The organism is Klebsiella sp. YJ (assembly GCF_002108615.1).
Taxonomy (GTDB): domain Bacteria; phylum Pseudomonadota; class Gammaproteobacteria; order Enterobacterales; family Enterobacteriaceae; genus Klebsiella; species Klebsiella planticola.
The window spans coordinates 247,656-273,285 of sequence record NZ_MTEG01000005.1; the positions used below are offsets into that span (position 1 = coordinate 247,656).

Consider the following 25,630-nt stretch of genomic DNA (forward strand, 5'->3'; position numbering starts at 1 on the left):
TATAGACCTCATGGAGATATGGAATGTTCAGGTTAAACCCTTTTGTCCGGGCGGGATTGTGCGCATCCGTCGTATCGCTGGCGTTTCCGGCCGTAGCCGAAGTGAATGAAGAAACGCTGGTTGTCACCGCCGCGGCGACTGAACAGAGCGTAAAAGACGCTCCTGCCAGTATCAGCGTGATTACTCAGCAAGATCTGCAGCGCCGCCCGGTTCAGAACCTGAAAGACGTCCTGCGTGACGTGCCAGGCGTGCAGCTCACCAACGAAGGCGATAACCGCAAGGGCGTCAGCATTCGCGGCCTCGACAGCAGCTATACGCTGATTCTGGTCGACGGCAAACGCGTCAACTCGCGCAACGCGGTCTTCCGCCATAACGATTTCGATTTAAACTGGATCCCGGTCGATGCCATTGAACGCATTGAAGTAGTCCGCGGCCCGATGTCCTCCCTCTATGGTTCCGACGCCCTCGGCGGCGTGGTGAACATCATCACCAAAAAAGTCGGCCAGAAGTGGACCGGGACCCTGAGCGCCGATACCACGATTCAGGAACATCGCGATCGCGGTGATACTTACAACGGTCAGTTCTTTACCAGCGGCCCGCTGATTGACGGCGTGCTGGGGATGAAAGCCTACGGCAACCTCGCAAAACGCGCGAAAGACGACCCGCAGTCCTCCAGCAATGCCGCCGGCGAAACGCCGCGAATTGAAGGCTTTACCAGCCGCGATGGCAACGTTGAGTTTGCCTGGACGCCGACCGATAACCAGGACATCACCGCCGGCTATGGCTTCGATCGTCAGGATCGCGATTCCGACTCCCTCGACCGCAACCGTCTGGAACGCCAGAACTACTCCCTGAGTCATAACGGCCGTTGGGACGTGGGTAATAGCGAACTGAAGTTTTATGGCGAAAAAGTCGATAACAAAAACCCGGGCCAGGACGGCACGATCACCTCTGAAAGCAATGCCGTTGACGGCAAGTACGTGCTGCCGCTGGGGATGATTAACCAGCTGCTGACCTTCGGTGGGGAATGGCGCCACGATAAACTGAAAGATCCGGTCAATCTGAGTAGCGGCGGGAAATCCACCTCAGCCAGCCAGTACGCGCTGTTTGTTGAGGATGAGTGGCGGATTTTCGAACCGCTGGCCCTGACCACCGGTATTCGTATGGACGACCATCAAACCTACGGCGATCACTGGAGTCCGCGTGCTTACCTCGTCTATAACGCAACCGATACGGTCACCGTAAAAGGCGGCTGGGCTACGGCCTTTAAAGCGCCGTCGCTGTTGCAGCTGAACCCAGACTGGACCACCAACTCCTGCCGTGGCTCGTGCAGCATCATTGGTAACCCGGACCTGAAGCCGGAAACCAGCGAAAGCTTCGAACTTGGCCTCTACTACCGCGGTGAAGAGGGGCTGCTGGATGGCGTAGAAGGTAGCGTGACCACCTTCCAGAATAACGTCGACGATATGATCGATATCCTGCGAACCTCCAGCGCCAGCGAAGCGCCGGGCTACCCGAACTTTGTTGGCTGGAAAACGGTAAACGGTAAACGCGTACCGGTCTTCCGCTACTTCAACGTCAATAAAGCGCGCATCAAAGGGGTGGAAACCGAAGTCAAAGTGCCGTTCGGCGATGAGTGGAAGCTGACGGTGAACTACACCTATAACGATGGCCGCGATCTCAGCAACGGTGGCGATAAACCGCTGCAATCGCTGCCGTTCCACACCGCCAACGGGACGCTGGACTGGAAGCCGCTGGATGACTGGTCCTTCTACGTCACCGCGAATTATACCGGCGAGCAGCGCGCTGTCAGCGCAACCTCGAAAACCCCGGGCGGCTACACCATGTTTGATATCGGTGCGGCCTGGCAGGTGACGAAGAGCGTGAAGCTGCGTTCAGGCGTGCTGAACGTGGGGGATAAAGATCTGAGCCGCGACGACTATAGCTATACCGAAGAAGGCCGTCGCTACTTTATGGCCGTGGACTACCGCTTCTGATCGACGCAGAAAGAGGGCAGATGGCAACGTCTGTCTGCCCCTGGATAAACGTCTGGCCGGCTTTGCATCATGATGGCCAGACCTTATGCCGCCGTCGGTGTTACCTGAATGCCGACGGTTATCTGTTTTTGCGGATGTTTTTCAATACGCTGGCGCCGCTATCGCCCAAACAGGCGCGGCGCGAAATGGCGTATACACTATAGGGAGAGACGCTCCCATTCTCTATCAGGATGGATGACTTCCTCAGGTTTGTTCAGAACTGAAATTCGACGGTGAGTGGTAAAATTCACCGCTTATTTCCGCGGGTGTCCGGGACACATTCAGAGGGCAGGGTAAAGATTGAGAACATGACTGGCGTCATGGCGCTCGATGGGGAGCACGTCGAGGTTATTCATTAATCGCATCTCCATTGGCAGAGAACAATAATGCGCAATGTCATCCTCCCTGTTTTCGTTGCTCTGTTTTTTATCCTCGTCGGCGTGTCTATTTTGAATATGCAGCTGTGGTACTCCGCAAGAATCAATAGTGCCAATGCCGCACGTCATGCCGCGAAAAGAATCGACGCCATTCTTGAGGAGGCGCGCCAGGCGACAACGACCGCGCTGGATGTGGCGAGCAAGGGCTGCACGCCGGAAGGTCAGTTTCAGCTTGGGACGGAGGCGGCGCTCAAACCGCACCTCAGAACAATTTTGATTATTAAAGACAATAAAATCTGGTGTTCTTCACTGCCGGGAAATCGGGTCCTGCTGTTGAATTTCAACGATATGTCGGACTCCCGGTTAATGCTGGTTCCGGCAAGAAACACCGTGAACAATCGGCCGATCCTTGCCTGGCAAACGCGTTTTCCGCTCGGAAAAACCGTCATCAGCATTAGCGATGTGCATATTCGTGATGCGTTAAGCAGTAACATACAGAATACGCAATTTGCCTTAGTGGTGGGTGAGCGGACTATCGGAACTTCAGGTGATGTCAGAAACACCGACTTAACCAGCAGTTCCAGCGCCCGTTTCCGATCGGCCGAATTTATGTTTGATATTGAATACAATCTGCCGGCGGTTTTTAGTGTTAAACGAATGATTAATCAAGGGGCTGGTTTGTTGATCTTTATTCTGTTCGTGGCATGCATCCTGGCCTGGATCCTGCTGAAGTATGCGAACAAATACACGACCCCCGAGGATAACTTACGTAAAGCCATTGCGAACGGGGAGATCGTGCCTTTTTACCAGCCGGTGGTAAATGGTCGCAGCGGGGCCATCTATGGCGTCGAGGTGTTGGCCAGATGGAAGCACCCGCAACTTGGCCTTATTTCACCGGTAACATTTATCCCCCTCGCGGAACGAACGGGACTGATTATTCCCTTAACCCAAAGCCTTATGGCGCAGGTGGTGGCGCAGATGAACAACATCGCCAGCAAACTGCCCGATGGTTTTCATATTGGTATCAACTTCAGCGCTTCACATATCAGCTCGCCTCAGTTTATGGATGACTGTCTGAAATACCGCGATGGTTTCCACAAGCCAAATTTAACGCTGGTGCTGGAAGTCACCGAACGTGAACCGCTACACGTTGATGAGCAGCTGATCGCCAATTTGAACACCCTGCACGCCCGCGGGTTTACGATTGCGCTGGATGATTTTGGTACCGGGTATTCAGGGCTGTCTTATCTTCATGATTTGAAAATTGACTACATAAAGATCGATAAAAGCTTTGTCGGTCGGGTGAACGGCCTCGATGAATCGACGAAGCTGCTGGACTGCGTGCTTGAAATGGCGCGCAAGCTCTCATTACGTATTGTGGCTGAAGGCGTTGAAACGGTAGAACAGCTGAATTATCTCAACCGGAAAAATATCACCCTGTTACAGGGCTATTATTTTTTTAAACCGGTTCCCTATATTGAGCTGATAAAAATACTGCTGTCGAAAAATAAAGAAACGGTGATTGTTGAATAACTCATGTCTTGCAACGGCGGCCGGGCGAGCGGGAAACGGTGTGCCGCGACCGAGGCGGCGGCATACCGGCAGGAAATCAGGCCTGCAGATAGCGGGCATGAAAACGCAGATGATCTTCGATAAATGAAGCAATGAAATAGTAGCTGTGATCGTAGCCGGGCTGAATTCGCAGGGTTAACGGCCACGCTTTCTGCCGCGCGCACTCCGCCAGCACCGCCGGCTGCAGCTGCAGCGCGAGGAATGTGTCGCTATCGCCCTGGTCTATCAGCGTCGGAATGGCGTCATCGGGCTGGCTGGCCTGCATTAATGCGCAGCTGTCCCATGCCTGCCAGGTCGACTCATCGGCACCCAGATAGGCGGTGAAGGCTTTTTGCCCCCAGGGAACCTGCGCAGGGTTAACGATAGGCGCGAAAGCGGAAACGCTGGTAAAACGGCCCGGGTTTTTCAGCGCCATGATCAGCGCGCCGTGTCCGCCCATCGAGTGACCGCTGATTGCGCAGCGCTCGCTGACGTTAAACTGCGAACGGATGAGCTGCGGCAGTTCGTCACGCAGGTAGTCGTACATATGGAAATGCGCAGACCACGGTGCTTCGCTGGCATTCAGGTAAAAACCTGCGCCTTTGCCCAGATCCCAGCCGGTATCGTCGGCGACATCATCGCCGCGAGGGCTGGTATCCGGCATCACCAGCACAAGGCCGAGTTCGGCGGCGACACGCTGGGCGCCCGCTTTGGTGGTGAAGTTTTCATCATTGCAGGTCAGGCCTGACAGCCAGTAGAGCACCGGCGGCGGAGTCTCATCGCGCAGGGGAGGTAAAAAAATACTGAACGTCATTGCACAGTTCAGGGTACTGGAGTCGTGCCGCCAGCGTTGCTGCCGACCTTCATAACAGCGATGCTCTTCAAGCAATTCCATGCAGGGCTCCTCAGGAAGGTAAATGCGGGTGTCAGGTCATAATACAGATATTTCATCTACCTGTGAGCAACTTTCACTTCCTCCCTTGAGGAACATATTGCATCATTAATGCAACTTTTAGCCAACATGCCCGCCCGCCGGAAACGGCGCAATACCGCGTAGCGGTAAGCGGCTGAGTGAAAGGCGGACAGGGCGAGTTTAATCAGCGGCAGGCGGGGCCCGTCGCGAGGGATCAATAGCTCACGCAAATTTCAATAATTATCGTTTCGGCTACTAGATTATGTGCGCCACCTCACGCACAATGAATGCAAACTTTGCCCGCAGAAGAGCAAAGAGCGCCACACCTGCAGGAGAACCTAAATGTCAGCACTGAGTAAAGAAGCCATACTCGTTCATGAAGCGCTGGTCGCTCGTGGGCTGGAGACGCCGCTGCGTCCGCCAGTACAAGAAATTGATAATGAAACTCGCAAGAGCTTGATTGCCGGACACATGACCGAGATTATGCAACTGCTGAATCTTGATCTAACTGATGACAGCCTGATGGAAACGCCACGACGCATCGCGAAAATGTACGTCGATGAGATTTTTTCCGGGCTGGATTATGCCAGGTTCCCAAAAATCACCGTTATCGAAAACAAGATGCAGGTCGATGAAATGGTAACCGTGCGCGATATTACCTTGACCAGCACCTGTGAACACCACTTTGTCACTATTGATGGGAAAGCGACGGTAGCCTATATCCCGAAAGATTCGGTCATCGGCCTGTCGAAAATCAACCGTATCGTGCAGTTCTTCTCTCAGCGCCCGCAGGTGCAGGAGCGACTGACTCAGCAGATTTTAACGGCGCTGCAGACGCTGCTGGGCACCAGCAACGTTGCGGTATCCATTGATGCGGTGCATTACTGCGTCAAAGCGCGCGGTATCCGTGATGCCACCAGCGCCACGACGACGACCTCACTGGGCGGCCTGTTTAAATCCAGTCAGAATACTCGCCAGGAGTTCCTGCGCGCCGTACGTCACCACAACTAAAAATACGGAGCAGGGCAGATGGAGCGAAATGTCACGCTGGACTTTGTGCGCGGCGTCGCCATCCTCGGGATCCTGCTTCTCAATATCAGCGCCTTCGGCTTGCCGAAGGCCGCCTACCTTAACCCGGCGTGGTCCGGGAGCCTTTCCCTCAGTGACGCCTGGACCTGGGCGATTCTCGATCTGTTTGCGCAGGTCAAATTCCTGACGCTGTTTGCCTTGCTGTTTGGCGCCGGATTACAGATGCTGCTGCCTCGCGGCAAGCGCTGGATCCAGTCGCGCCTCACGCTCCTGGCGCTGCTGGGTTTTATCCACGGTCTGTTTTTCTGGGATGGCGATATCCTGCTGGCCTATGCGCTAGTGGGGCTGGTGGCGTGGCGCATGGTGCGCGATGCGCATCACATCAAATCGCTGTTTAACACCGGCGTCGTGCTCTACGTCATCGGTGTTGCGGTACTCGTGCTGCTTGGTGTGATTTCTGGCGATGCGCCAAACCGTTCATGGGTGCCCGATGCGGCGAATTTACAGTATGAGCAATACTGGAAGCTGAACGGTGGGCTGGAGGCGGTCAGCAACCGTGCCGATATGCTCTCTGATAACCTGCTGGCGCTGGGGGCGCAGTACGGCTGGCAGCTGGCGGGGATGATGCTGATGGGCGCGGCGCTGATGCGCAGCGGCTGGTTAAAAGGGCAGTTTAGCCTCAGCCACTATCGCCGCACCGGCGCACTGCTGATTGTCGCCGGCATGGTCGTCAATCTGCCGGCTATTTTTGCCCAGTGGCATCTGGGGTGGAATCCTCGCTGGTGTGCGTTCCTGTTACAGGCTCCTCGCGAGCTGGGGGCGCCGCTGCAGACAATAGGCTATGCCTCGCTGGCATGGGGCTTCTGGCCGCAGCTGTGCAGGCTGCGGCTGGTGGGGGCTATCGCCTGCGTCGGGCGGATGGCGCTTACCAACTATCTGCTGCAAACGCTGATCTGCACCACTATTTTTTACCGTTTTGGCCTGTTTATGAAGTTTGACCGCCTGCAGCTGCTGGCTTTCGTTGTCCCGGTCTGGGCGGTAAATATGACCTTCTCTCTCTTTTGGCTACGCCATTTCCGTCAGGGGCCGGTGGAATGGCTGTGGCGTCAGTTGACCCTGCGTGCGTCGGGGACATCACTAAAAAACACATCCAGATAACGATCTCGATCACAATCATTAACAAAACGGATGTAACCGTTTCCAGGCTTGTGACATCACTCACGTAGCGTGCAGCACGTCGCTGCCAGAATAGCCACCTTGCTGAACACAGGAGGTGGGTGTGACGTATTGCAATTCTCTTAAGGGCGGTAAGCATGATCACCATTCGTGATGTCGCCCGTCAGGCGGGCGTTTCCGTGGCGACCGTCTCGCGCGTGCTGAACAACAGCGCGCTGGTGAGCCCGGATACGCGGGAAAATGTAATGAAAGCGGTAACGCAGCTGGGCTACCGGCCGAACGCCAACGCGCAGGCGCTGGCGACACAGGTCAGCGACACCATTGGCGTGGTGGTGATGGATGTGTCGGATGCCTTTTTCGGCGCGCTGGTCAAAGCGGTGGATACGGTCGCTCAGCAGCACCAGAAATATGTGTTGATCGGCAATAGCTACCATGAGGCGGAAAAAGAGCGTCATGCCATCGAGGTACTGATTCGCCAGCGCTGTTCCGCGCTTATCGTACATTCCAAAGCCCTCAGCGATGAAGAGCTTGGCGACTTCATGGAGCATATCCCGGGGATGGTGCTGATTAACCGCATTGTGCCCGGCTACGCGCACCGCTGCGTGGGGCTGGATAACGTCAGCGGGGCGCTGATGGCCACACGGATGCTGCTGAACCACGGCCACCAGCGAATAGGCTACCTCTCCTCAAACCATGGCATTGAAGATGACGATATGCGCCGGGAAGGGTGGATTAAGGCGTTACAGGAACAAAACATTATCGCGCCAGACAGCTGGATCGGCTCGGGCACGCCGGATATGCAGGGCGGAGAAGCGGCTATGGTTGAGCTGCTGGGGCGCAATTTAGGCCTGACCGCGGTCTTTGCCTACAATGACAGCATGGCGGCCGGGGCGCTGACGACGCTCAAAGATAACGGCATTGCGGTACCGCAGCATTTGTCGCTGATCGGTTTTGACGACATCCCGATTTCTCGTTACACCGACCCACAGCTGACGACCGTGCGCTATCCTGTTATGTCAATGGCGAAGCTGGCAACGGAGCTGGCGCTGCTGGGGGCGGCAGGCAAACTGGATCATGAAGCGCGTCATTGCTTTATGCCAACGCTGGTGCGCCGTCATTCGGTGATGCCGCGGCAAATTGCGGGGCCGATCACTAACTGATGATGTGCCTTATGTAACCGCTTTCAATCTGTGAGTAAATTCACAGTATATTAACATTCAACTGATTATGATGGCCTCGTTTACCAGTCTGAACCACTATGTCACGGTGATTAATCACTTTTACCGTAGGAATAAGGCGCTAAACGCTTAATTAAGTCGTATTTCTGGAGCGTTACCCTACACGGAAGACAGAATTTACAGTCGTGAATGTTGTTGTGCGGTAACACTAATGTAACAAGTCCCCGCCAGCTATTTTCACACCAACGACCCTGCATAATAAAACCGGAGATTCCATGAATAAGAAGGTGTTAACCCTGTCTGCTGTTATGGCTAGCATGTTATTTGGCGCCGCGGCACACGCAGCGGATACCCGCATCGGCGTAACCATTTATAAATATGACGACAACTTTATGTCGGTCGTGCGCAAGGCGATTGAGAAAGACGGCAAATCAGCGCCGGACGTTCAGCTGCTGATGAATGACTCGCAGAATGACCAGTCCAAACAGAACGATCAGATTGACGTCCTGCTGGCAAAAGGGGTGAAGGCGCTGGCGATTAACCTGGTGGACCCGGCAGCGGCTGGCACCGTTATCGAAAAAGCGCGCGGCCAGAACGTACCGGTGGTGTTCTTTAACAAAGAGCCATCCCGCAAAGCGCTGGACAGCTATGACAAAGCCTTCTACGTCGGTACTGACTCCAAAGAGTCCGGGATTATTCAGGGCGACCTGATTGCCAAGCACTGGAAAGCCAATCCGAACTGGGATCTGAACAAAGACGGTCAGATTCAGTATGTCCTGCTGAAAGGCGAGCCGGGCCACCCGGATGCTGAAGCGCGTACCACCTACGTGGTGAAAGAGCTGAATGACAAAGGTCTGAAGACTCAGCAGCTGCAGATGGACACCGCGATGTGGGATACCGCTCAGGCGAAAGATAAGATGGATGCCTGGCTGTCTGGTCCGAACGCTAACAAAATTGAAGTGGTTATCGCCAACAACGATGCGATGGCAATGGGCGCGGTTGAAGCGCTGAAGGCCCACAATAAGAGCAGCATTCCGGTATTCGGCGTCGATGCCCTGCCTGAAGCGCTGGCGCTGGTAAAATCTGGCGCTATGGCCGGTACGGTGCTGAACGATGCTAACAACCAGGCGAAGGCGACCTTCGATCTGGCGAAAAACCTGGCCGATGGTAAAGAAGCGGCAGCGGGTACTAACTGGAAGATTGAGAATAAGATCGTCCGCGTACCTTATGTTGGCGTAGATAAAGACAATCTGAGCCAGTTTATCGGTAAATAATTATTGAGTTACGGGCGTGAGTTCTCCCGGAACAGGTCGGGTTGCCGAAAAGCGAAGGCGGCGGCAACCTGAAATATCCCGGATATTCACGCCCGATTATTCCTGATACAGAACCCGACCCTGATGGCGACGCGTATGCGTCGGTAGGGGTGTGCATGAACGCAGCCAGGTATAACTATGGTCAGCAATAATAGCGAACGGTCAGGCGAATTCTTGTTGGAAATGAGCAATATCAACAAATCGTTTCCTGGCGTCAAGGCACTCGATAATGTCAATCTGAAAGTCCGTCCTCATTCTATTCATGCATTAATGGGAGAGAACGGTGCAGGTAAGTCGACATTATTAAAATGCCTTTTTGGAATCTATCAAAAAGATTCCGGTAGTATTCTTTTTCAGGGAAAAGAGATCGATTTCCATTCAGCGAAAGAAGCGTTGGAAAACGGTATTTCTATGGTTCACCAGGAGTTAAACCTGGTATTGCAACGTTCGGTGATGGACAACATGTGGCTGGGGCGTTATCCCACTAAAGGCGTGTTTGTCGATCAGGAAAAAATGTATCGCGATACCAAGGGGATATTTGATGAACTGGATATTGATATCGATCCGCGCGCCCGCGTCGGCACGTTATCAGTATCGCAGATGCAGATGATTGAAATCGCCAAGGCATTTTCTTATGACGCGAAAATTGTCATTATGGATGAGCCTACGTCATCACTGACGGAGAAAGAAGTTAATCACCTGTTTAAGATTATCCGTAAGCTGAAAGAACGCGGCTGCGGTATTGTCTATATTTCTCACAAGATGGAAGAGATCTTCCAGCTGTGCGATGAAATAACGATTTTGCGTGATGGTCAGTGGATTGCCACCCAGCCGCTGGAAGGCCTGGATATGGATAAGATCATCGCCATGATGGTGGGGCGCTCGTTAACCCAGCGCTTCCCGGAGAAGCACAATACGCCGGGTGAAACCATTCTGGAAGTGCGCAACCTGACCTCGCTGCGTCAGCCATCGATTCGCGATGTCTCCTTCGATCTGCGAAAAGGAGAGATCCTCGGTATCGCCGGGCTGGTGGGAGCGAAGCGTACCGATATTGTCGAAACACTTTTCGGGATCCGCGAAAAATCAGGCGGCACGATTACGCTGCACGGCAAGAAGATCAATAACCATAGCGCGAATGAAGCAATTAACCATGGTTTTGCGTTAGTCACCGAAGAACGCCGTTCCACCGGTATTTATGCTTATCTGGATATCGGCTTTAACTCGCTGATCTCTAATATTAAGAAATATAAAAACAAGGTGGGTCTGCTGGACAATTCCCGCATGAAAAGCGATACCCAGTGGGTGATTGACTCGATGCGCGTGAAAACCCCCGGCCAGCATACGCAAATTGGTTCGTTGTCCGGTGGTAACCAGCAAAAGGTTATTATTGGTCGCTGGCTTTTAACCCAGCCGGAAATTCTGATGCTTGATGAACCCACGCGCGGGATTGATGTTGGCGCGAAGTTCGAAATTTATCAGCTGATTGCTGAGCTGGCGAAGAAAAATAAAGGGATCATCATTATTTCCTCCGAGATGCCGGAGCTGCTGGGTATTACCGACCGTATTCTGGTTATGAGCAACGGTCTTGTTGCCGGAATTGTTGAGACAAAAACTACTACGCAGAACGAAATTTTACGTCTTGCGTCGTTGCATCTTTAAGAGCAGGGGCTTCTCATGAGTGCGTTAAATAAAAAAAGTTTTCTCACGTACCTGAAAGACGGTGGGATTTACGTTGTTCTTTTGGTTTTGCTGGCGATTATTATTTTCCAGGACCCGACGTTCTTAAGTTTGCTGAACTTGAGTAACATCCTGACTCAGTCTTCGGTGCGTATTATTATCGCGCTCGGCGTTGCCGGGCTGATTGTGACCCAGGGTACCGACCTCTCTGCCGGTCGCCAGGTCGGGCTGGCGGCGGTTATCGCCGCAACCATGCTCCAGGCGGTCGATAATGCCAACAAGGTGTTCCCGGAGATGGCGACCATGCCGATTCCGCTGGTGATCCTGCTGGTCTGCGCGATCGGTGCGGTTATCGGGCTGATTAACGGGATCATTATCGCGTATCTGAACGTGACGCCGTTTATCACCACCCTCGGTACGATGATCATTGTCTACGGCATCAACTCCCTGTACTACGATTTTGTCGGCGCATCGCCTATTTCCGGCTTTGACAGCCACTTCTCGCACTTCGCGCAAGGGTTTATCGCGCTGGGATCGTTCCGCCTGTCGTACATTACGTTCTACGCGGCGATTGCGGTGTTCTTCGTGTGGATCCTGTGGAATAAAACCCGTTTTGGTAAAAATATTTTTGCCATCGGCGGTAACCCGGAAGCGGCGAAGGTTTCTGGCGTGAACGTGGCGCTGAACCTGCTGATGATTTATGCCCTGTCCGGTGTGTTCTATGCTTTTGGCGGTCTGCTGGAGGCCGGGCGTATCGGTTCGGCCACCAACAACCTCGGCTTTATGTATGAACTGGATGCGATTGCGGCCTGCGTCGTCGGCGGCGTGTCGTTCAGCGGCGGTGTGGGTACGGTGCTTGGTGTGGTGACCGGGGTGATCATCTTCACCGTTATCAACTACGGCCTGACCTATATCGGCGTAAACCCCTACTGGCAGTACATCATCAAAGGGGCGATCATTATCTTCGCCGTGGCGCTGGATTCGTTGAAATACGCGCGCAAAAAATAATCGTCCGTTGTTATCCTGCCCGCGCCATTGGCGCGGGCTTTTTTTCGTCTTTTGATCACGGCCTGGGCGACAGTGGGAGATTGTTGCCGCGGCCTCAGTCCGGTTGTTGGGGGACATGTCGTAGAGTGCGCTTAGCCCAAACTACCGTTTACCTGAACCAGGCTACGATAAACGGCTTACCGCGCAAGGCGGCATTCTGCAGAAGGGGATGGCGAACGGGCCGGGGGAAAGCATACCGTCATCAACGACCGTCACTTACTCTTTTGCAGTTCCAGCAGCTGTTCTGGCGTGACGGCAGGATAGGACTGCGCTCCCTCAGGCACTTCCTGCAAAGTTGGTATCGGTATCAGCGGCCCTAAAAAGCGGGGTTCGCGTTTGAACACGTATAAATCTGCCAGCGCGCCAAACCGGGCGCCAAACTCGCGTAAACGCACGTTCCACATATCTTTCGGCGAAGGTACGGCGTAACACTGCGCCTGGATCCCCATATGCAGGGCGATAAACAGCGCTCGTTCGCAGTGGAAGCGCTGGGTAATGATAATAAAGTCGTTGGTATCGAAAACCTTGCGGGTGCGCACGATAGAGTCGAGGGTACGGAACCCGGCGTAATCGAGCACGATATCGGCGGGGTCGACGCCGCCTTTGATTAAATCGCGGCGCATGGTCATCGGTTCGTTGTAGCTTTGCAGCGCATTATCGCCGCTGAGCAGCAGGTAGTTCACCTTGCCGCTATTGTAAGCGTTCAGCGCCCCCTGAATACGATAGCGATAATACTGATTAATCACTCCGGTGCGATAGTACTTGGCGGTGCCGAGCACCACCCCCACCTGGCGGTAGGGCAGATCCTGGAGTTCATCATAGATATAGGGAGCGGTTTTCCAGCTCATCCAACGGTCAAGACCCAGCACGGTCAACAGCAGCAGGCCGAACAGGACTAACAGGCTGTATAACACACGCTTTAACATTCACCTGACTCATGTGGACAATGGAGCTATCAGGCTACTTTACCCGCCGGGCAAGAGCAAGAAACCATCGTTTAATTGCGGGGATTTTCAACAATGCGGGCCGATGGAGCCCGCATGGCGGGTCATTTAGCCGAGCAGGACGCGATCAATATTGTGACAACCCAACGCTTTCAGCGTTGCGACGGTTGCATCCCACTGAATCAGCGCCGCATCGGCTTTCTCAGCCAGAATGGCGCGCTGAATATCCGGATAGTCATATCCGTTGAGGCTCAGCAGGTTGAGCGCTCCCTGCAGCGGCGGCAGCGTCGGGTTAAACGCCGCGTTTTCCGCATAGCTACCGGCGAAAATGGTGCCGTCTTTCAACTCCAGCGCCACGCCGGAAGGTGAGTGGCTGTAGGGCATATGGCAGCGGTTGGCTGCCTGAATGGCCGCCTGCGCCAGAGTGTCGCCGGTCAGCGGGAAACCATGATCCTGTTCATCCATCAGCAGCGTTTTAATCTCGAGATCCTTCGGACCGAAGGCATCCGGCAGATAGTGCTGCAGCGAATGCGCTTCGCGACCCGGCAGATGAATACGCAGGACCTGGCTGCTGTTCAGCTCATTCATAAACTGACGACAGTGACCGCAGGGGGTGTAGTTGACGGTAATGGCATTCAGCGACTGTTCGCCGCGCAGCCACGCGTGGCTAATGGCGCTTTGCTCGGCGTGCACGGTTTGCTGCATCGTGGCGCCGAGGAACTCCATGTTGCCGCCAAAATACCAGCTACCGCTAATGCCGCGAGCGATGGCGCCCACGTTAAAATGGGAGAGGTCGGCGCGCGCACAGGCCGCCGCGAGCGGCAGCAGCGCAAAGGCCAGCGCGTCTTCATCAAGGCCCGTTGCGTTCCGCAGCGTCGCGACTTGGCTGGCATCCAGCAAAGCCGGGAAGTGCGGGTCGATCAGCATTGGTGCGATGGCCGCTTGCAGGTCTGCCGCCAGAAGGGGAAGAGCAGCTTGAAAACGTGGGTGCATGGCGTTGCCTCATAACAATGTAATGGGAATCTAGTGTACGGGCGGGGGTAGCCCGTATATGTGATTAATATCTCATTGTTTATGCAACATGTTTATGTTGCACCAATAAATGTGATGTAAATCACATTTATCCCACGATAGCCAGAATCAGCGGGAACAAAAAGGGGGCCACCAGCGACGTGATAATCCCGCACAGCACCAGCGCCAGGGAGCTGAACGCCCCTTCCTGATAATCCAGCTCCGCGCAGCGGGCGGTTCCCAGGGCATGCGATGCGGTCCCCATTGACAGGCCGCGCGAGGCTTTGGTGCGAATGCGCATCAGGTTAAGCAGGCTGTGGCCAAAAACCGCGCCGAGAATCCCCACGAAAATAACGCACACCGCGCTGATGGCCGGAATACCGCCAATGCTCCCGCTGACCGCCATAGCAATCGGCGTGGTGACCGATTTCGGCATAATGGACGCGGCGATTTGCGGTGTCGCCCCGAGCAGCAGCGCAACGGTGGTGCCGGTCACCATCGCGACGACGCTACCGATAAAGCAGATCGTAATGATCGATTTCCAGCGGGCGCGGATCTGGTGCAGCTGCTCATACAACGGGAAGGCCAGCGCCACAACCGCAGGCTGAAGTAAATCGTTGAGAATTTTACTGCCCTGAAAATAGCGATCGTAGGAGATACCGCTGAGTAACAAAAAGGGGATGATCACGACCATCGCCACCAGCAGAGGATTTAGCAGCGGAAATTTAAACCGCGCGGCCAGCTTGCGGGCGAGGAAAAAAACGATCAGCGTCAGCGGCAAGGACCACCAGATTTCATGCATCATCTTTGACGTCCTCTGTTTGACCGACCACTTTACGCTCGCCGTGAACCAGATGTGAGCTCCAGCTCACCACCAGGAAGACCACTAATGTACTGATCGTGCAGGAGATTGCCACCGGGCCAAGCTGCGCACGCAGCAGATCCCAGTATTGCATGACGCCAACGCCGATGGGCACAAACAGCAGCGCCATATAGCGAATCAAGATGTTGCAGCCGGGGTTGACCCATTTCGGCGGCATAATCTGTAGCGCCAGAAGAACGAACAAAATCAGCATGCCGATGATGCTGCCGGGAATGGTAATGGGCAGCAGGGAAGCAATAAAAATCCCGGCGTATAAACAAGCATAGATCAGGACAAAAGCCCGCAGGTACTGCCAGATAATATTCAGCGATTTACTCATGGTAATAACCCTTGATGAACCGTATTCATCATACAATTAAACCTTGAAATGTGCTACCGATCACATCATGAATTCCAGGCATAGATTGAATAGAGTAATGGAACCTTCGGGCATGCGGAATGCATGTTGATGAATCCTGCGATAAATAATAGTGAAAACAGCTCAGGGAGAGCGGGGGGACCGCGCTTTAGCCCCGCCGCTCCGGCACAACCCTGCTGTTCGCTGCGCGGCAAATTAAGCCTGATACGCATGGCGCTATCCCTGCCTTATCGCACGTTTCGACCGGTAAGTGCAGCCGAGCCACATTGAGATCTTTCAACCGACGCACAGAGGCGCTACCATAGCGCCTCTTTTTTTTCCGGGTAACAATATGCGTGTATTACTGGCGCCGATGGAAGGCGTGCTCGATTCGCTGGTGCGCGAGTTGCTGACCGAGGTTAACGATTACGATCTCTGCATCACCGAGTTTCTGCGGGTGGTGGATCAGCTGCTGCCGGTAAAATCGTTCTATAAACTGTGCCCGGAACTCCATCATCAAAGCCGCACGCCTTCCGGCACCCGCGTCCGGGTGCAGCTGCTGGGACAATATCCGCAATGGCTGGCGGAAAATGCCGCGCGGGCGGTGGAGCTGGGCTCCTGGGGCGTCGACTTGAACTGCGGCTGTCCGTCAAAGCTGGTGAACGGCAGCGGCGGCGGGGCGACGCTGCTTAAAGATCCGGAGCTTATTTATCGTGGCGCAAAAGCGATGCGTGAAGCGGTACCGGATCATCTGCCGGTGACGGTCAAAATTCGCCTGGGCTGGGACAGCGGCGCACGCCAGTTCGAAATTGCCGATGCGGTAGAGCAGGCCGGCGCGACGGAGCTCGTGGTTCATGGACGCACGAAAGAAGACGCTTATAAAGCGGAGCGGATCAACTGGGCGGCGATTGGCGAAATCCGCCAGCGGCTGTCAATTCCGGTTGTCGCTAACGGCGAAATCTGGGACTGGCAAAGCGCACAGGAGTGTCTGGCGGTCACCGGCTGCGACTCGCTGATGATTGGTCGCGGCGCGCTGAACGTGCCAAATTTAAGCCGGGTCATCAAATATAATGAACCGCGCATGCCGTGGCCGCAGGTCGTGGAGCTACTGAAAAAATATACGCGTCTGGAAAAACAGGGCGATACCGGGCTGTATCATGTTGCGCGAATTAAACAGTGGCTCAGTTATTTGCGCAAAGAATATGATGAGGCGCTGGTCGTGTTTAATGAAATACGCACGCTGAAAACCTCGGCGGACATTGCGGGAGCCATTGCCCGTTATTAGGAAAGATTGTTAAATCGCTCACACTTTATTACTTCGGGACCATCTGCTGATGGGAATTTCTGTCGCTGAGTGATATCGTGCTAATCATATATTCAGGGTTGCTACTGATACAGGCAAAACCTAAGCACTTCCGCCATTCGTGGCTGGAGTGCTTAGGTTTTTTTTTGCCTTTTATTTTTGAGGAATAAAATGGTTATTTAAAACAATAAGTTATGACCTGTCCGGTTGCTTCAACAAAGCAGTTGAATGGCTGGCGGGCCAGGTATTGAAAAAATAAATATAAAGACCAAAAACGGGCGGGTTTATTGCCTGGGGCCAGCTATTACCCTTATTCAGTCACAACGGATATCATTATGCACAACAAAAAAATAAATCACCTCCTGTTGATAGTGACATTTTCTCTGTTAACTCCCGGCGCTTTTGCCGCGGAAACGGAAAAATGGAACGGTACGGTATTAGGTTTTGAGAACCCGCAAAAAGGTCTGCTCGGAGAGATGTCAGGGATTCGTCCAATCCTTGAAGATAACGGATTTAATTATAATCTCGGTTACCTCAATGAAATGGGTTACAACGCCGGTGGCGGATATAATCATGACAAACAGCTGGCTTATATCGATCAGGTCGCTCTGACCTTTACGCAGGACCTGGAGCGCTGGACCGGGATCCCGGATGCACGCATCGAGGGAAATATCGTTAACCGTAACCACGATGACAACCTGACCACCCAGCGGTTACAGGATCCGCGGGTTAATTTTAACGATCTGGCGCAGGAGAGCTGGGGAGGTCAGTCGATTACTCGTCTTGGCTGGCTGACCTTTGCCCGTAGCTTCGATGACCGCCGTCTGACGTGGCGTATCGGCATGATGAATAAGGTGCAGACCTTCGATCAGATTATCCCCTGCGATTTCCAGCTGCTTTCACAGTGCGGCGGTAAGTCCGCCAACTCGATGACCTGGAACAACTGGAACGTCCATACCTGGGGAACGACCGTGGAATATAAGCTGACCCCGACGCTGACGCTGAAGGGCGGTGTCATGGAGCAAAACCCGGAGGCCTCCTCCCGCAGCCACGCGTGGAGCTGGTCGACAAAAGGCAGTAAAGGCATTCTGCTGCCGGTAGAGATTGAAGCGCGGCCGGTAATCAACGGCCTCTCCGGCGCGTATAACCTCGGTGTGCTCTACACCAACGCGCCGCAGAGCGATCTGTATACCGGAAAATCCGGCGGCCCCGGAGCCACTGACCCACAAGGATATGCGCAACACGATAGCACCTGGTTTCTGTATGCCGGGATGAACCAGCAGATAACCCGCCATGTCGACGACCCTGACCGCGGGATGAGCGTCTCGCTGAGCGGCAGCTATAGCGATCAGCGCAGCAACTACATCCATACCTCCGTGGCCGCATCAATGCGCTATCGCGGCCTCTTTGACGCCCGCCCGCAAGACTGGCTGGGCTTTGGCCTGACCTGGATGGATATGAGCAACCATTATGCGCGCAACCAGCAGTATATGAATGAGGTCAGCGGAGCTACGGACTACTACGCGGCGAACTATCAGCCGGTGGCCGGGCATTCGGTGAATGCTGAACTGTACTACCGCCTGCGTCCGGTTTCGTGGCTTGAGCTGCAGCCAGGCCTGCAGTACTGGCATCGCCCGGGCGGCGTCGCTCAGACTCAGGATGCCTGGGTAATCGAGTGGAAAACCGTGGTGACTTTCTGAATCGACGGGCCGACGGACATCTGCCCGCCGTACGGGCGGGTGTTATCCGACGCGTCGGTTATCCAGACGGTCGCGAAATTCCAGCGGCGTGCAGCCGAGGTGCTGGCGGAAGCGTAAACAGAAATAGGCGCTATCGGTAAAGCCCGCGGTTTGGGCTACATCAACGATTTTTAGCTGGCTGGAGGTCAGCAGTTGTACCGCCACCTTGAGCTTACGCAGAAAAATATACTCTTTGAACGTCATGTTAAACAGCTGCTTAAACATGCGCGAAAAGTAGGACTTCGATACCTGGCACCGCTGCGCCGCCTCCAGCGTGGTGGTCTCCCAGGCTTTATGCTCTTCAATCTCATACACTAATTGCCGCACTCTGCTCACAAAGTCACTGCCGGGAGCATGGGGGAACGTCTCATCATCGTGGTCCAGGGAGAACACGAACTCCATCAGCAGAGCGATGCTTTTCAAAAATACCGCCTGGTTATCCGCTTTCTTTCCCAGACTCACGGCCCAGTCAAACAGTGCCGTCAACTGCCCGCCGGTCGCGGGATCCGGATACAGAACCCGGATGCGATCCTTTTGTCGGGAAAAATGGCTCACCGCCAGCGGATTGAGAAAATCAAATTCAAACTGGAACAGATAGCGGTTGTGATTGTACTCGGGGGTCAGGTACATCGCATGGGGGATCAGCGCCGGAACGAAAATCAGCGTGCCGTTTTTTATCGGGATCTGCCGATCGTTGATGCCAAAATAACCACAGGAACGATCGAACCACATTAATTCATACATAAAGTGAAAATGTGTCTTTACATCATCGCCAGAATACTCGGGGAGCTGATATTGCTGCAGGTAGTAGAGTTCTTGGGTCAGCGTAATGATATTTTCATATGTTACCGGGTCATCATGCATAAAACGCCTCCTTTTTTATACTATATGCCGATCGGCAAATAAAACAAAAAGCGTTCTTAATGTAAATGCGATAGCCATCACAGGGCAGGTTCACTTTTATTATATAGCTATCCTCTATTTATACATATTGAGGGAGGCGACGGGACTACAATGGCCTTGTCAGCAGCAACAACCTTTCTTTGTATGGGGCTATCATCAATGAACAGAATAATGCCATTAAACTGGTATCAGAAAATGGGCTATGGACTTGGAGACACCGCCTGTAATTTGGTATGGTCATCCATCATGTTATTTATGGCCTATTTTTATACGGATATATTTGGTTTGTCACCGGCGCATATGGGGACGATGTTTTTAGCCGTTCGGGTAATTGATGCTTTTTTTGATGTGGGGATCGGCGCGGTGACTGACCGCACGCGCACTAAATATGGCCAGTTTCGTCCTTATTTGCTGTGGTTTGCGATTCCGTTTGGCGTAATGTGCATGCTGACCTTTTACACGCCTGATTTTTCCTATACCGGCAAGCTGATTTACGCCTATTGTTCTTATACCCTGCTATCGCTGTTATATAGCGCCATTAATGTTCCCTATTGCGCGATGATTAACAATATCAGCCAGAGCTCCGTCGAACGGGTATCGTTGCAATCCTGGCGCTTCGCCATGAGCTCCGCAGGCGGGCTATTAGTCTCAGTGGCCGCGCTTCCTGCGGTGGCATGGCTGGGGAAAGGAAATATCCAGAATGGCTATTTTTATGCCATGGTGCTGATTAGCAGCCTGGGCATTATTTTGTTTTACCTCTGTTTCTTCCTGACCAAAGAGACCTCGATCGCGACAATCGATGCCAATCGCGGGAGTCTGTTGCAGGATCTGCGTATATTATTGAAAAACCGGGACTGGCGCATCCTCTTTACGCTTAACGTCGTCAATCTGGTCGCGGTTATCTTTAAAATGGGGATCATTATTTACTTCTGTAATTACGTTTTGCGACGCAGCGATCTGAGCAGCATGATGATCACCATATCAATTGTTTCCGGGTTGGCCGGGACCATTTTATCGGTCTATATTTTTCGTGGCATGGATAAGGTTCGGGGATTTAAGCTGGCGATGTTGCTCGAGGCGATATTACTGGCGCTGCTCTATTTCTTTTCCCAGTCGTCGCTAATCATTATTTTTGCTTTTATTATTGCGATTAATTTTATTCAACTGGCGGCCACGCCATTGCAGTGGGCGATGCTTTCGGATGTCGTTGATGCGATTGAAAGAGATACCGGTAAGAAAATGAGTGGTATCGTTTTTTCAACCAATCTTTTTGCCATCAAATTAGGTATTGCAATCGGCGGTGCGCTGATGGGCTGGCTATTGTCATGGAGTGATTATATCGGTGGCGCGGCGCAGCAACCGCAGGCGGCAATTCTGACAATTAAATTAATTTTTACCATATTACCGGCGGTTCTGGTGCTGGCGTTGGTGCTCATTATGCGCCGTTATTCTTTATCCGATCGCTCGCTGGCGATGGTGGAAAAAACCAGTACGTTATAATTTAAAAAGGACGTGGTTAATGATTAAAAATCCAGTATTAGGTGGTTTTAATCCTGATCCGGCAATCTGTCGGCGGGGCGCTGACTATTATATTGCCGTTTCGTCATTCGAATGGTTTCCCGGTATTCCGGTCTATCATTCCACCGATTTAGAGAACTGGACGTTACGCACCCATGTGCTCAACGATCCGCAAACGTTGGATCTGCGCAAACTGCGCTCCGCCAAAGGTATCTGGGCGCCGTGTCTCACTTGGTGTGAAGCCGACCAGCTCTTTTACGTGGTTTACGGCATCATGAACGCCATGAATGGCCGCTATTTTGATGTCGATAACTATCTGGTCACCGCCGCGGAGATTAGCGGTCCATGGAGCGAGCCGGTCTATATCCACTCCGTGGGCTATGACGCCTCTGTTTTCCACGACGATGACGGTAGAAAATGGATCGTCGCCGTCGATTGGGAGACCCGGGATGACTATAGCGGGGCGATCTCGATCGTGGAGTACGATCCGCTGGCGAAAGCGCCGGTTGGCTATCCGCAGCGGATCTGGCAAGGGGTGTATGGCATGGCGGAAGGGGCGCATATCACCCGGCGCAATGGCTATTATTACATCATGTGCGCCGAGGGCGGCACTGGCTACGGCCACTGCGTAACCCTCGGACGGGCGCGGCATATTCTGGGCCCTTATGAAAAAGATCCGCAAAGCCCGCTGCTAACCTCGGCGCGAGCGGAGGATTTGCAAAAGCCGGTGCATATCGAGAAAACCTCCGCATCGGCGTTTGATAAAGACTATCTGCGGCGGGAGTGTTTTAATCCGGCATCGGCGCTGCAAAAATCCGGTCACGCCAGCTATGTCGAAGATGATCATGGGAATGTCATCGTAGCCCACCTGTGCGCCCGACCGCTGCTTCCGGAACTGGCTTGTACGCTGGGACGAGAGACCGCACTTCAAAAAATGCGCTGGACTCCGGAGGGGTGGCTGCGCCTGAGTGCGGGCGGCAACCTGGCGCAGGAATATGTCGAAATAGGGCCATCGACCGCGGTTGATGAGCAGGCTGAACGGGTTGAGCAGGTTGATTTTTCTGCGCAGGGATTGTCGCCGGAGTGGTATGCGCCGCGCATTCCGGCTGCGGACTTCACGCGCTATGCGCCCGAAGAAGGGTATCTGTCGCTACGCGGTCAGGAGTCGCTGTGTTCTGAGAACCGCGTCAGTCTGCTGGCGCGGAAACTGACCTCGGTGTACGCCACGCTGACGGCATGCATGGATTTTCAACCCGAGGTGTTCCAGCACAGCGCCGGACTGGTGCTGTACTACGACAACATGAACTATCTGTTCCTGCAGAAAACCTTTGACGATCGGCAGCGCTGCTCACGTTTTTATATTATTCATGTCGATAACGGTCTGAAGCGGGAAGATCATCTGGCAACGGTGTCCGGCGTGGATGGCCCGGTTTATCTGCGGCTGGCGATTGACGGAAAGTCGACGCGGTTTTTCTGGTCGCCAGACAATCAGACCTTCCACGCCATAGGCCAGACCTACAGCACCGCCTTGTTTTCTGATGAATACAGCCGCTATGGCGAATTTACCGGCGCGTTTGTCGGTATTGGCTGCGTGGATTCCGCCTACCATCGGCGACAGGCGTCGTTTTATTCGCTGGAATACCGCGCCTTTGAGCAGCGCTCGTTACCACAACCGGAGTAGATAAGTGGATTAGTCGCGATCCGTATCACGTTTTTCTGCTTCGCGGGTTGAGACGGCGGAAGAAATTGCTACAGTGCGGGTGTTGGATTGCTACTGCTTCGGCAGGCAAAACCTGATTTCCCGGCATTTGTCGGGGGTCAGGTTTTTTTGTTTCTGGGGTTCATATGCAAATCGCCAAAGTTCTTAATAATAATGTGGTGGTTGTTTTAGATGAGCAGCGACGCGAACAGGTGGTGATGGGGCGAGGGCTAGCCTTTCAGAAACGCGTCGGCGACTCACTGGACGAAAGTAAAATTGAAAAGATCTTCGCGCTACAGAGCGATGAACTGGTTGGCCGTTTAGGTGAATTACTCAGTCAGATACCGTTAGAAGTGATGACCACCTGCGATCGGATTATTGAACTGGCGCGCGGGCGGTTAGGTAAGTTGCAGGAGAGCCTGTATATCACCCTGACCGATCACTGCCATTTTGCCATTGAACGGCAAAAGAATGGGGTGACGATCCGCAACGTACTGCTGTGGGAAATTAAGCGGCTTTATCCGAAGGAATTTGAGCTCGGACAGGAGGCGCGGGCGATTATCGCCAGGCGGCTCGGCGTTGAGCTCGCCGAAGATGAGGCCGGGTTTATTGCGCTGCACCTGGTCACCGCGCAGCTCAACAGCGAAATGCCGGAAGTGATGCATGTCACCCGGGTAATGCAGGAAATCCTGCAGCTGGTGAAGTATCAACTGCAGTTGAACTATGACGAAGAGTCGCTGAGCTACCAGCGCTTTGTCACTCACCTGAAGTTTTTCGCCCAGCGGATGCTGACGCGCACGGTGGTCGCAGATGATGATGTCACCTTGCACAGTGCGGTGAAAGATAACTACGCCAAAGCGTGGAAATGTGCAGAAACCGTCGCGATTCATCTACAGAAAAGCTATCAGCGGTCGCTGACGACGGAAGAAATTATGTTTCTCGCCATCCATATCGAGCGGGTGAGAAAAGAAGGGCGTTAACTCCCTTTATCTGAAAACTGGATTGTTACTGCATAACGCAGGCAAAACCTGAGCGCGACGCCATATCCGGCGTGGTTCTCGGGTTTTTTTTATTTTTATACTCAGTCACGGTTGCCTGCGGGCAGCGGAAGTAAGGAAAACAGCATGGAATATAAAGCACTCGCGCAGGATATTCTTAGCCGGGTTGGTGGCAAAGAGAATATCGTGAGTCTGGTTCACTGCGCCACACGGCTGCGCTTTAAGCTCAAAGAGAACAAGAAGGCGGACGCGGAAGGACTGAAGACAAACCCTGGCGTCATCATGGTGGTGGAAAGCGGCGGCCAGTTTCAGGTGGTGATCGGTAACCACGTCCACGATGTCTGGCAGGCGGTACGCAATGAAGCGGGTCTGACGGACGACAGCGAACCGGTGGCCAGTTCCGGGGACAAAACCTCGGTGCTTGGCCAGGTGATTGATGTGGTTTCCGGCATTTTCACGCCGTTTATCGGCGTACTGGCGGCCTCGGGGATCCTGAAAGGGCTGCTGGCGCTGGCGGTGGTTTGCGGCTGGCTGACTCCGCAGCAGGGGACCTATAAAATCTGGTTTGCCGCCAGCGACGCGCTGTTCTTTTTCTTCCCGCTGTTTCTGGGCTATACCGCCGGGAAAAAATTCGGCGGTAATCCGTTTATTACCATGGTGATCGGCGGGGCGTTGACCCATCCGATGATGATTCAGGCTTTTGATGCGGCCCAGCAGCCCGGCTCGGAGGCGGCGTACTTTCTCGGCATTCCGGTGACCTTTATCAACTACAGCTCCTCGGTGATCCCGATTATCCTCGCATCGTGGGTGAGCTGCTGGCTGGAGCGCAAAAGCAATGCGCTGCTCCCTTCAGCAATGAAAAACTTCTTTACGCCGCTGTTTTGCATCGCCGTAGTGGTTCCGCTGACCTTCCTCGCTATCGGTCCGGTGGCCACCTGGCTAAGTCAACTGCTGGCCCACGGCTACCAGATTATCTACACGGTCGCGCCGTGGCTGGCGGGCGCGGCGATGGGGGCGCTGTGGCAGGTATGCGTTATTTTTGGCCTGCACTGGGGGTTGATCCCCTTGATGATTAATAATCTGACGGTGCTGGGACAGGACTCGATGCTGCCGATGCTGCTGCCGGCGGTGATGGGGCAGGTCGGGGCGGCGCTGGGAATATTCCTGCGCACCCGCGATGCGCGGCAAAAAGTGCTGGCCGGCTCTGCGGTATCCGCCGGGATCTTTGGCATCACCGAACCGGCGATTTATGGCCTGACTCTGCCGCTGCGTCGCCCGTTTATCTTTGGCTGTGTGGCCGGTGCCATCGGTGGAGCCATCGTTGGGCTGAGCGACAGCCACGTCTACTCCTTTGGCTTTGCCAATATTTTCACCCTCGCGCAGATGATTCCGCCGCACGGGATCGACGACACCGTATGGGGCGGAGCGATTGGTATCGTGGCTGCACTGGTTATCTCCTGCGCGCTGACCTTTATCGCCGGACTGCCGGTGAGCCGGACGGAAGCAGCGGACGTTCCGCTTGCCCCGGTATCGGAAAACGATATTCTTGCCCCGATGTCCGGTACCGTACTGGCGCTGGATCAGGTCCCCGATAGCACCTTCGCCAGCGGTCTGCTGGGAAAAGGCGTGGCGATCATTCCCGCCGTCGGCAAAGTGATTGCGCCGTTCTCCGGAGAGGTGGCGTCACTATTTCAGACCAGGCACGCGATTGGCCTGCTCAGCGATAGCGGCATTGAGCTGTTAATCCATGTCGGTATTGACACCGTGAAACTCGATGGCGCGCCGTTTACCGCCCATGTTAAAGAAGGCGATAAGGTCAAAGCCGGTGATTTGCTGCTCGAATTTGATCGCCAGGCCATTCTGGACGCCGGTTATGACCTGGCGACCCCGATTATTATCAGCAACAGCGACGATTATCGTTCCGTAGACATCGAATCCACCAGCGTGGTTGATGCCGGCCAGCCGCTGTTGTCCGTCAGCCATTAATCAGAGGAGAGA

At 53.9% G+C, this 25,630-nt stretch carries 19 protein-coding genes and 1 pseudogene; 14 read left to right on the forward strand and 6 right to left on the reverse strand.

Annotation, left to right across the window (positions count from 1 at the left end; genetic code table 11):
- Positions 1 to 23: 23 nt before the first annotated feature.
- Together cirA and BV390_RS07055 are read left to right on the forward strand one after the other, a co-directional pair.
- Positions 24 to 1,997, forward strand: a complete 1,974-nt coding sequence (gene cirA / locus BV390_RS07045) for a catecholate siderophore receptor CirA (RefSeq protein WP_032686703.1) — start codon at positions 24 to 26, stop codon at positions 1,995 to 1,997.
- Positions 1,998 to 2,422: 425 nt separating this feature from the next.
- Positions 2,423 to 3,946: an EAL domain-containing protein gene (locus tag BV390_RS07055; RefSeq protein ID WP_032686705.1), complete on the forward strand. Its 1,524-nt coding sequence runs from the start codon at positions 2,423 to 2,425 to the stop codon at positions 3,944 to 3,946.
- Positions 3,947 to 4,022: 76 nt separating this feature from the next.
- On the opposite strand, the gene fghA is transcribed toward BV390_RS07055, so the two are convergent.
- Positions 4,023 to 4,859 carry an S-formylglutathione hydrolase gene (fghA, locus tag BV390_RS07060; RefSeq protein ID WP_032686706.1) on the reverse strand — a complete coding sequence of 279 codons (837 nt, stop codon included), beginning with the start codon at positions 4,857 to 4,859 and terminating at the stop codon, positions 4,023 to 4,025.
- 360 nt (positions 4,860 to 5,219) lie between these two features.
- On the opposite strand from fghA, the gene folE reads away from it, so the two are divergent.
- The 6 genes from folE (at position 5,220) to mglC (ending at position 12,258) form a co-directional block, all read left to right on the forward strand.
- Complete coding sequence (gene folE / locus BV390_RS07065) at positions 5,220 to 5,888, forward strand: GTP cyclohydrolase I FolE (protein ID WP_004864775.1); 669 nt, start codon at positions 5,220 to 5,222, stop codon at positions 5,886 to 5,888.
- Between the two features lie 18 nt (positions 5,889 to 5,906).
- The gene (yeiB, locus tag BV390_RS07070; protein WP_032686707.1) at positions 5,907 to 7,064 is read left to right on the forward strand and encodes a DUF418 domain-containing protein YeiB; all 1,158 of its coding nucleotides are present in this window, start codon (positions 5,907 to 5,909) and stop codon (positions 7,062 to 7,064) included.
- A gap of 155 nt (positions 7,065 to 7,219) precedes the next feature.
- Positions 7,220 to 8,242 carry an HTH-type transcriptional regulator GalS gene (galS, locus tag BV390_RS07075; RefSeq protein WP_032686708.1) on the forward strand — a complete coding sequence of 341 codons (1,023 nt, stop codon included), beginning with the start codon at positions 7,220 to 7,222 and terminating at the stop codon, positions 8,240 to 8,242.
- 293 nt (positions 8,243 to 8,535) lie between these two features.
- Complete coding sequence (gene mglB, locus BV390_RS07080) at positions 8,536 to 9,534, forward strand: galactose/glucose ABC transporter substrate-binding protein MglB (protein ID WP_004864769.1); 999 nt, start codon at positions 8,536 to 8,538, stop codon at positions 9,532 to 9,534.
- 177 nt (positions 9,535 to 9,711) lie between these two features.
- A complete protein-coding gene (gene mglA / locus BV390_RS07085; RefSeq protein ID WP_004864767.1) occupies positions 9,712 to 11,232 on the forward strand; it encodes a galactose/methyl galactoside ABC transporter ATP-binding protein MglA in 1,521 nt (506 codons plus the stop codon).
- A 15-nt stretch (positions 11,233 to 11,247) separates the two neighbouring features.
- Positions 11,248 to 12,258, forward strand: coding sequence for a galactose/methyl galactoside ABC transporter permease MglC (gene mglC, locus BV390_RS07090; protein ID WP_004864765.1), 1,011 nt, complete (start codon positions 11,248 to 11,250; stop codon positions 12,256 to 12,258).
- 251 nt (positions 12,259 to 12,509) lie between these two features.
- Here mglC and sanA read toward each other — a convergent pair whose 3' ends face one another.
- The 4 genes from sanA to BV390_RS07110 form a co-directional block, all read right to left on the reverse strand.
- Entirely contained in the window at positions 12,510 to 13,223 is a 714-nt protein-coding gene (sanA, locus tag BV390_RS07095) for an outer membrane permeability protein SanA (RefSeq protein WP_004864763.1), read from the reverse strand.
- A 126-nt stretch (positions 13,224 to 13,349) separates the two neighbouring features.
- Positions 13,350 to 14,234 (reverse strand): cytidine deaminase, encoded by an 885-nt coding sequence (gene cdd, locus BV390_RS07100; RefSeq protein ID WP_032695436.1) that lies wholly within the window; start codon positions 14,232 to 14,234, stop codon positions 13,350 to 13,352.
- Between the two features lie 127 nt (positions 14,235 to 14,361).
- Entirely contained in the window at positions 14,362 to 15,057 is a 696-nt protein-coding gene (locus BV390_RS07105) for a CidB/LrgB family autolysis modulator (RefSeq protein WP_004864760.1), read from the reverse strand.
- Positions 15,047 to 15,454, reverse strand: coding sequence for a CidA/LrgA family protein (locus tag BV390_RS07110; protein WP_004864758.1), 408 nt, complete (start codon positions 15,452 to 15,454; stop codon positions 15,047 to 15,049). Before BV390_RS07110 ends, BV390_RS07105 begins: the two co-directional genes overlap by 11 nt.
- A gap of 370 nt (positions 15,455 to 15,824) precedes the next feature.
- Here BV390_RS07110 and dusC point away from each other — a divergent pair, with 370 nt between their 5' ends.
- Together dusC and BV390_RS07120 are read left to right on the forward strand one after the other, a co-directional pair.
- The gene (dusC, locus tag BV390_RS07115; RefSeq protein WP_046852038.1) at positions 15,825 to 16,757 is read left to right on the forward strand and encodes a tRNA dihydrouridine(16) synthase DusC; all 933 of its coding nucleotides are present in this window, start codon (positions 15,825 to 15,827) and stop codon (positions 16,755 to 16,757) included.
- Between the two features lie 353 nt (positions 16,758 to 17,110).
- A complete protein-coding gene (locus tag BV390_RS07120; RefSeq protein ID WP_032686711.1) occupies positions 17,111 to 18,475 on the forward strand; it encodes a carbohydrate porin in 1,365 nt (454 codons plus the stop codon).
- 42 nt (positions 18,476 to 18,517) lie between these two features.
- Here the strand turns inward: BV390_RS07120 and BV390_RS07125 are convergent, their stop codons facing one another.
- On the reverse strand, positions 18,518 to 19,378 hold the full coding sequence (locus tag BV390_RS07125) for a helix-turn-helix transcriptional regulator (protein ID WP_046852040.1): 861 nt from the start codon (positions 19,376 to 19,378) through the stop codon (positions 18,518 to 18,520).
- A 210-nt stretch (positions 19,379 to 19,588) separates the two neighbouring features.
- Between BV390_RS07125 and BV390_RS07130 the strand changes: the two genes are divergently transcribed.
- The 4 genes and pseudogenes from BV390_RS07130 (at position 19,589) to bglF (ending at position 25,618) form a co-directional block, all read left to right on the forward strand.
- On the forward strand, positions 19,589 to 20,917 hold the full coding sequence (locus BV390_RS07130) for a glycoside-pentoside-hexuronide (GPH):cation symporter (protein WP_227517230.1): 1,329 nt from the start codon (positions 19,589 to 19,591) through the stop codon (positions 20,915 to 20,917).
- Between the two features lie 19 nt (positions 20,918 to 20,936).
- Positions 20,937 to 22,616, forward strand: a complete 1,680-nt coding sequence (locus tag BV390_RS07135; protein WP_047663318.1) for a glycoside hydrolase family 43 protein — start codon at positions 20,937 to 20,939, stop codon at positions 22,614 to 22,616.
- 164 nt (positions 22,617 to 22,780) lie between these two features.
- On the forward strand, positions 22,781 to 23,614 hold the full coding sequence (gene bglG, locus BV390_RS07140; protein ID WP_004864750.1) for a transcriptional antiterminator BglG: 834 nt from the start codon (positions 22,781 to 22,783) through the stop codon (positions 23,612 to 23,614).
- Between the two features lie 32 nt (positions 23,615 to 23,646).
- Positions 23,647 to 25,618, forward strand: a pseudogene (gene bglF / locus BV390_RS07145) (PTS beta-glucoside transporter subunit IIABC).
- Positions 25,619 to 25,630: the final 12 nt, after the last annotated feature.

What these genes read in the sequence shown, in the direction of transcription:
- cirA (WP_032686703.1), top strand. Translation starts at nt 24, where the DNA reads ATGTTCAGGTTAAACCCTTTTGTCCGGGCGGGATTGTGCGCATCCGTC.
- BV390_RS07055 (WP_032686705.1), top strand. Translation starts at nt 2,423, where the DNA reads ATGCGCAATGTCATCCTCCCTGTTTTCGTTGCTCTGTTTTTTATCCTC.
- fghA (WP_032686706.1), bottom strand. Translation starts at nt 4,859, where the DNA reads ATGGAATTGCTTGAAGAGCATCGCTGTTATGAAGGTCGGCAGCAACGC.
- folE (WP_004864775.1), top strand. Translation starts at nt 5,220, where the DNA reads ATGTCAGCACTGAGTAAAGAAGCCATACTCGTTCATGAAGCGCTGGTC.
- yeiB (WP_032686707.1), top strand. Translation starts at nt 5,907, where the DNA reads ATGGAGCGAAATGTCACGCTGGACTTTGTGCGCGGCGTCGCCATCCTC.
- galS (WP_032686708.1), top strand. Translation starts at nt 7,220, where the DNA reads ATGATCACCATTCGTGATGTCGCCCGTCAGGCGGGCGTTTCCGTGGCG.
- mglB (WP_004864769.1), top strand. Translation starts at nt 8,536, where the DNA reads ATGAATAAGAAGGTGTTAACCCTGTCTGCTGTTATGGCTAGCATGTTA.
- mglA (WP_004864767.1), top strand. Translation starts at nt 9,712, where the DNA reads ATGGTCAGCAATAATAGCGAACGGTCAGGCGAATTCTTGTTGGAAATG.
- mglC (WP_004864765.1), top strand. Translation starts at nt 11,248, where the DNA reads ATGAGTGCGTTAAATAAAAAAAGTTTTCTCACGTACCTGAAAGACGGT.
- sanA (WP_004864763.1), bottom strand. Translation starts at nt 13,223, where the DNA reads ATGTTAAAGCGTGTGTTATACAGCCTGTTAGTCCTGTTCGGCCTGCTG.
- cdd (WP_032695436.1), bottom strand. Translation starts at nt 14,234, where the DNA reads ATGCACCCACGTTTTCAAGCTGCTCTTCCCCTTCTGGCGGCAGACCTG.
- BV390_RS07105 (WP_004864760.1), bottom strand. Translation starts at nt 15,057, where the DNA reads ATGATGCATGAAATCTGGTGGTCCTTGCCGCTGACGCTGATCGTTTTT.
- BV390_RS07110 (WP_004864758.1), bottom strand. Translation starts at nt 15,454, where the DNA reads ATGAGTAAATCGCTGAATATTATCTGGCAGTACCTGCGGGCTTTTGTC.
- dusC (WP_046852038.1), top strand. Translation starts at nt 15,825, where the DNA reads ATGCGTGTATTACTGGCGCCGATGGAAGGCGTGCTCGATTCGCTGGTG.
- BV390_RS07120 (WP_032686711.1), top strand. Translation starts at nt 17,111, where the DNA reads ATGCACAACAAAAAAATAAATCACCTCCTGTTGATAGTGACATTTTCT.
- BV390_RS07125 (WP_046852040.1), bottom strand. Translation starts at nt 19,378, where the DNA reads ATGCATGATGACCCGGTAACATATGAAAATATCATTACGCTGACCCAA.
- BV390_RS07130 (WP_227517230.1), top strand. Translation starts at nt 19,589, where the DNA reads ATGCCATTAAACTGGTATCAGAAAATGGGCTATGGACTTGGAGACACC.
- BV390_RS07135 (WP_047663318.1), top strand. Translation starts at nt 20,937, where the DNA reads ATGATTAAAAATCCAGTATTAGGTGGTTTTAATCCTGATCCGGCAATC.
- bglG (WP_004864750.1), top strand. Translation starts at nt 22,781, where the DNA reads ATGCAAATCGCCAAAGTTCTTAATAATAATGTGGTGGTTGTTTTAGAT.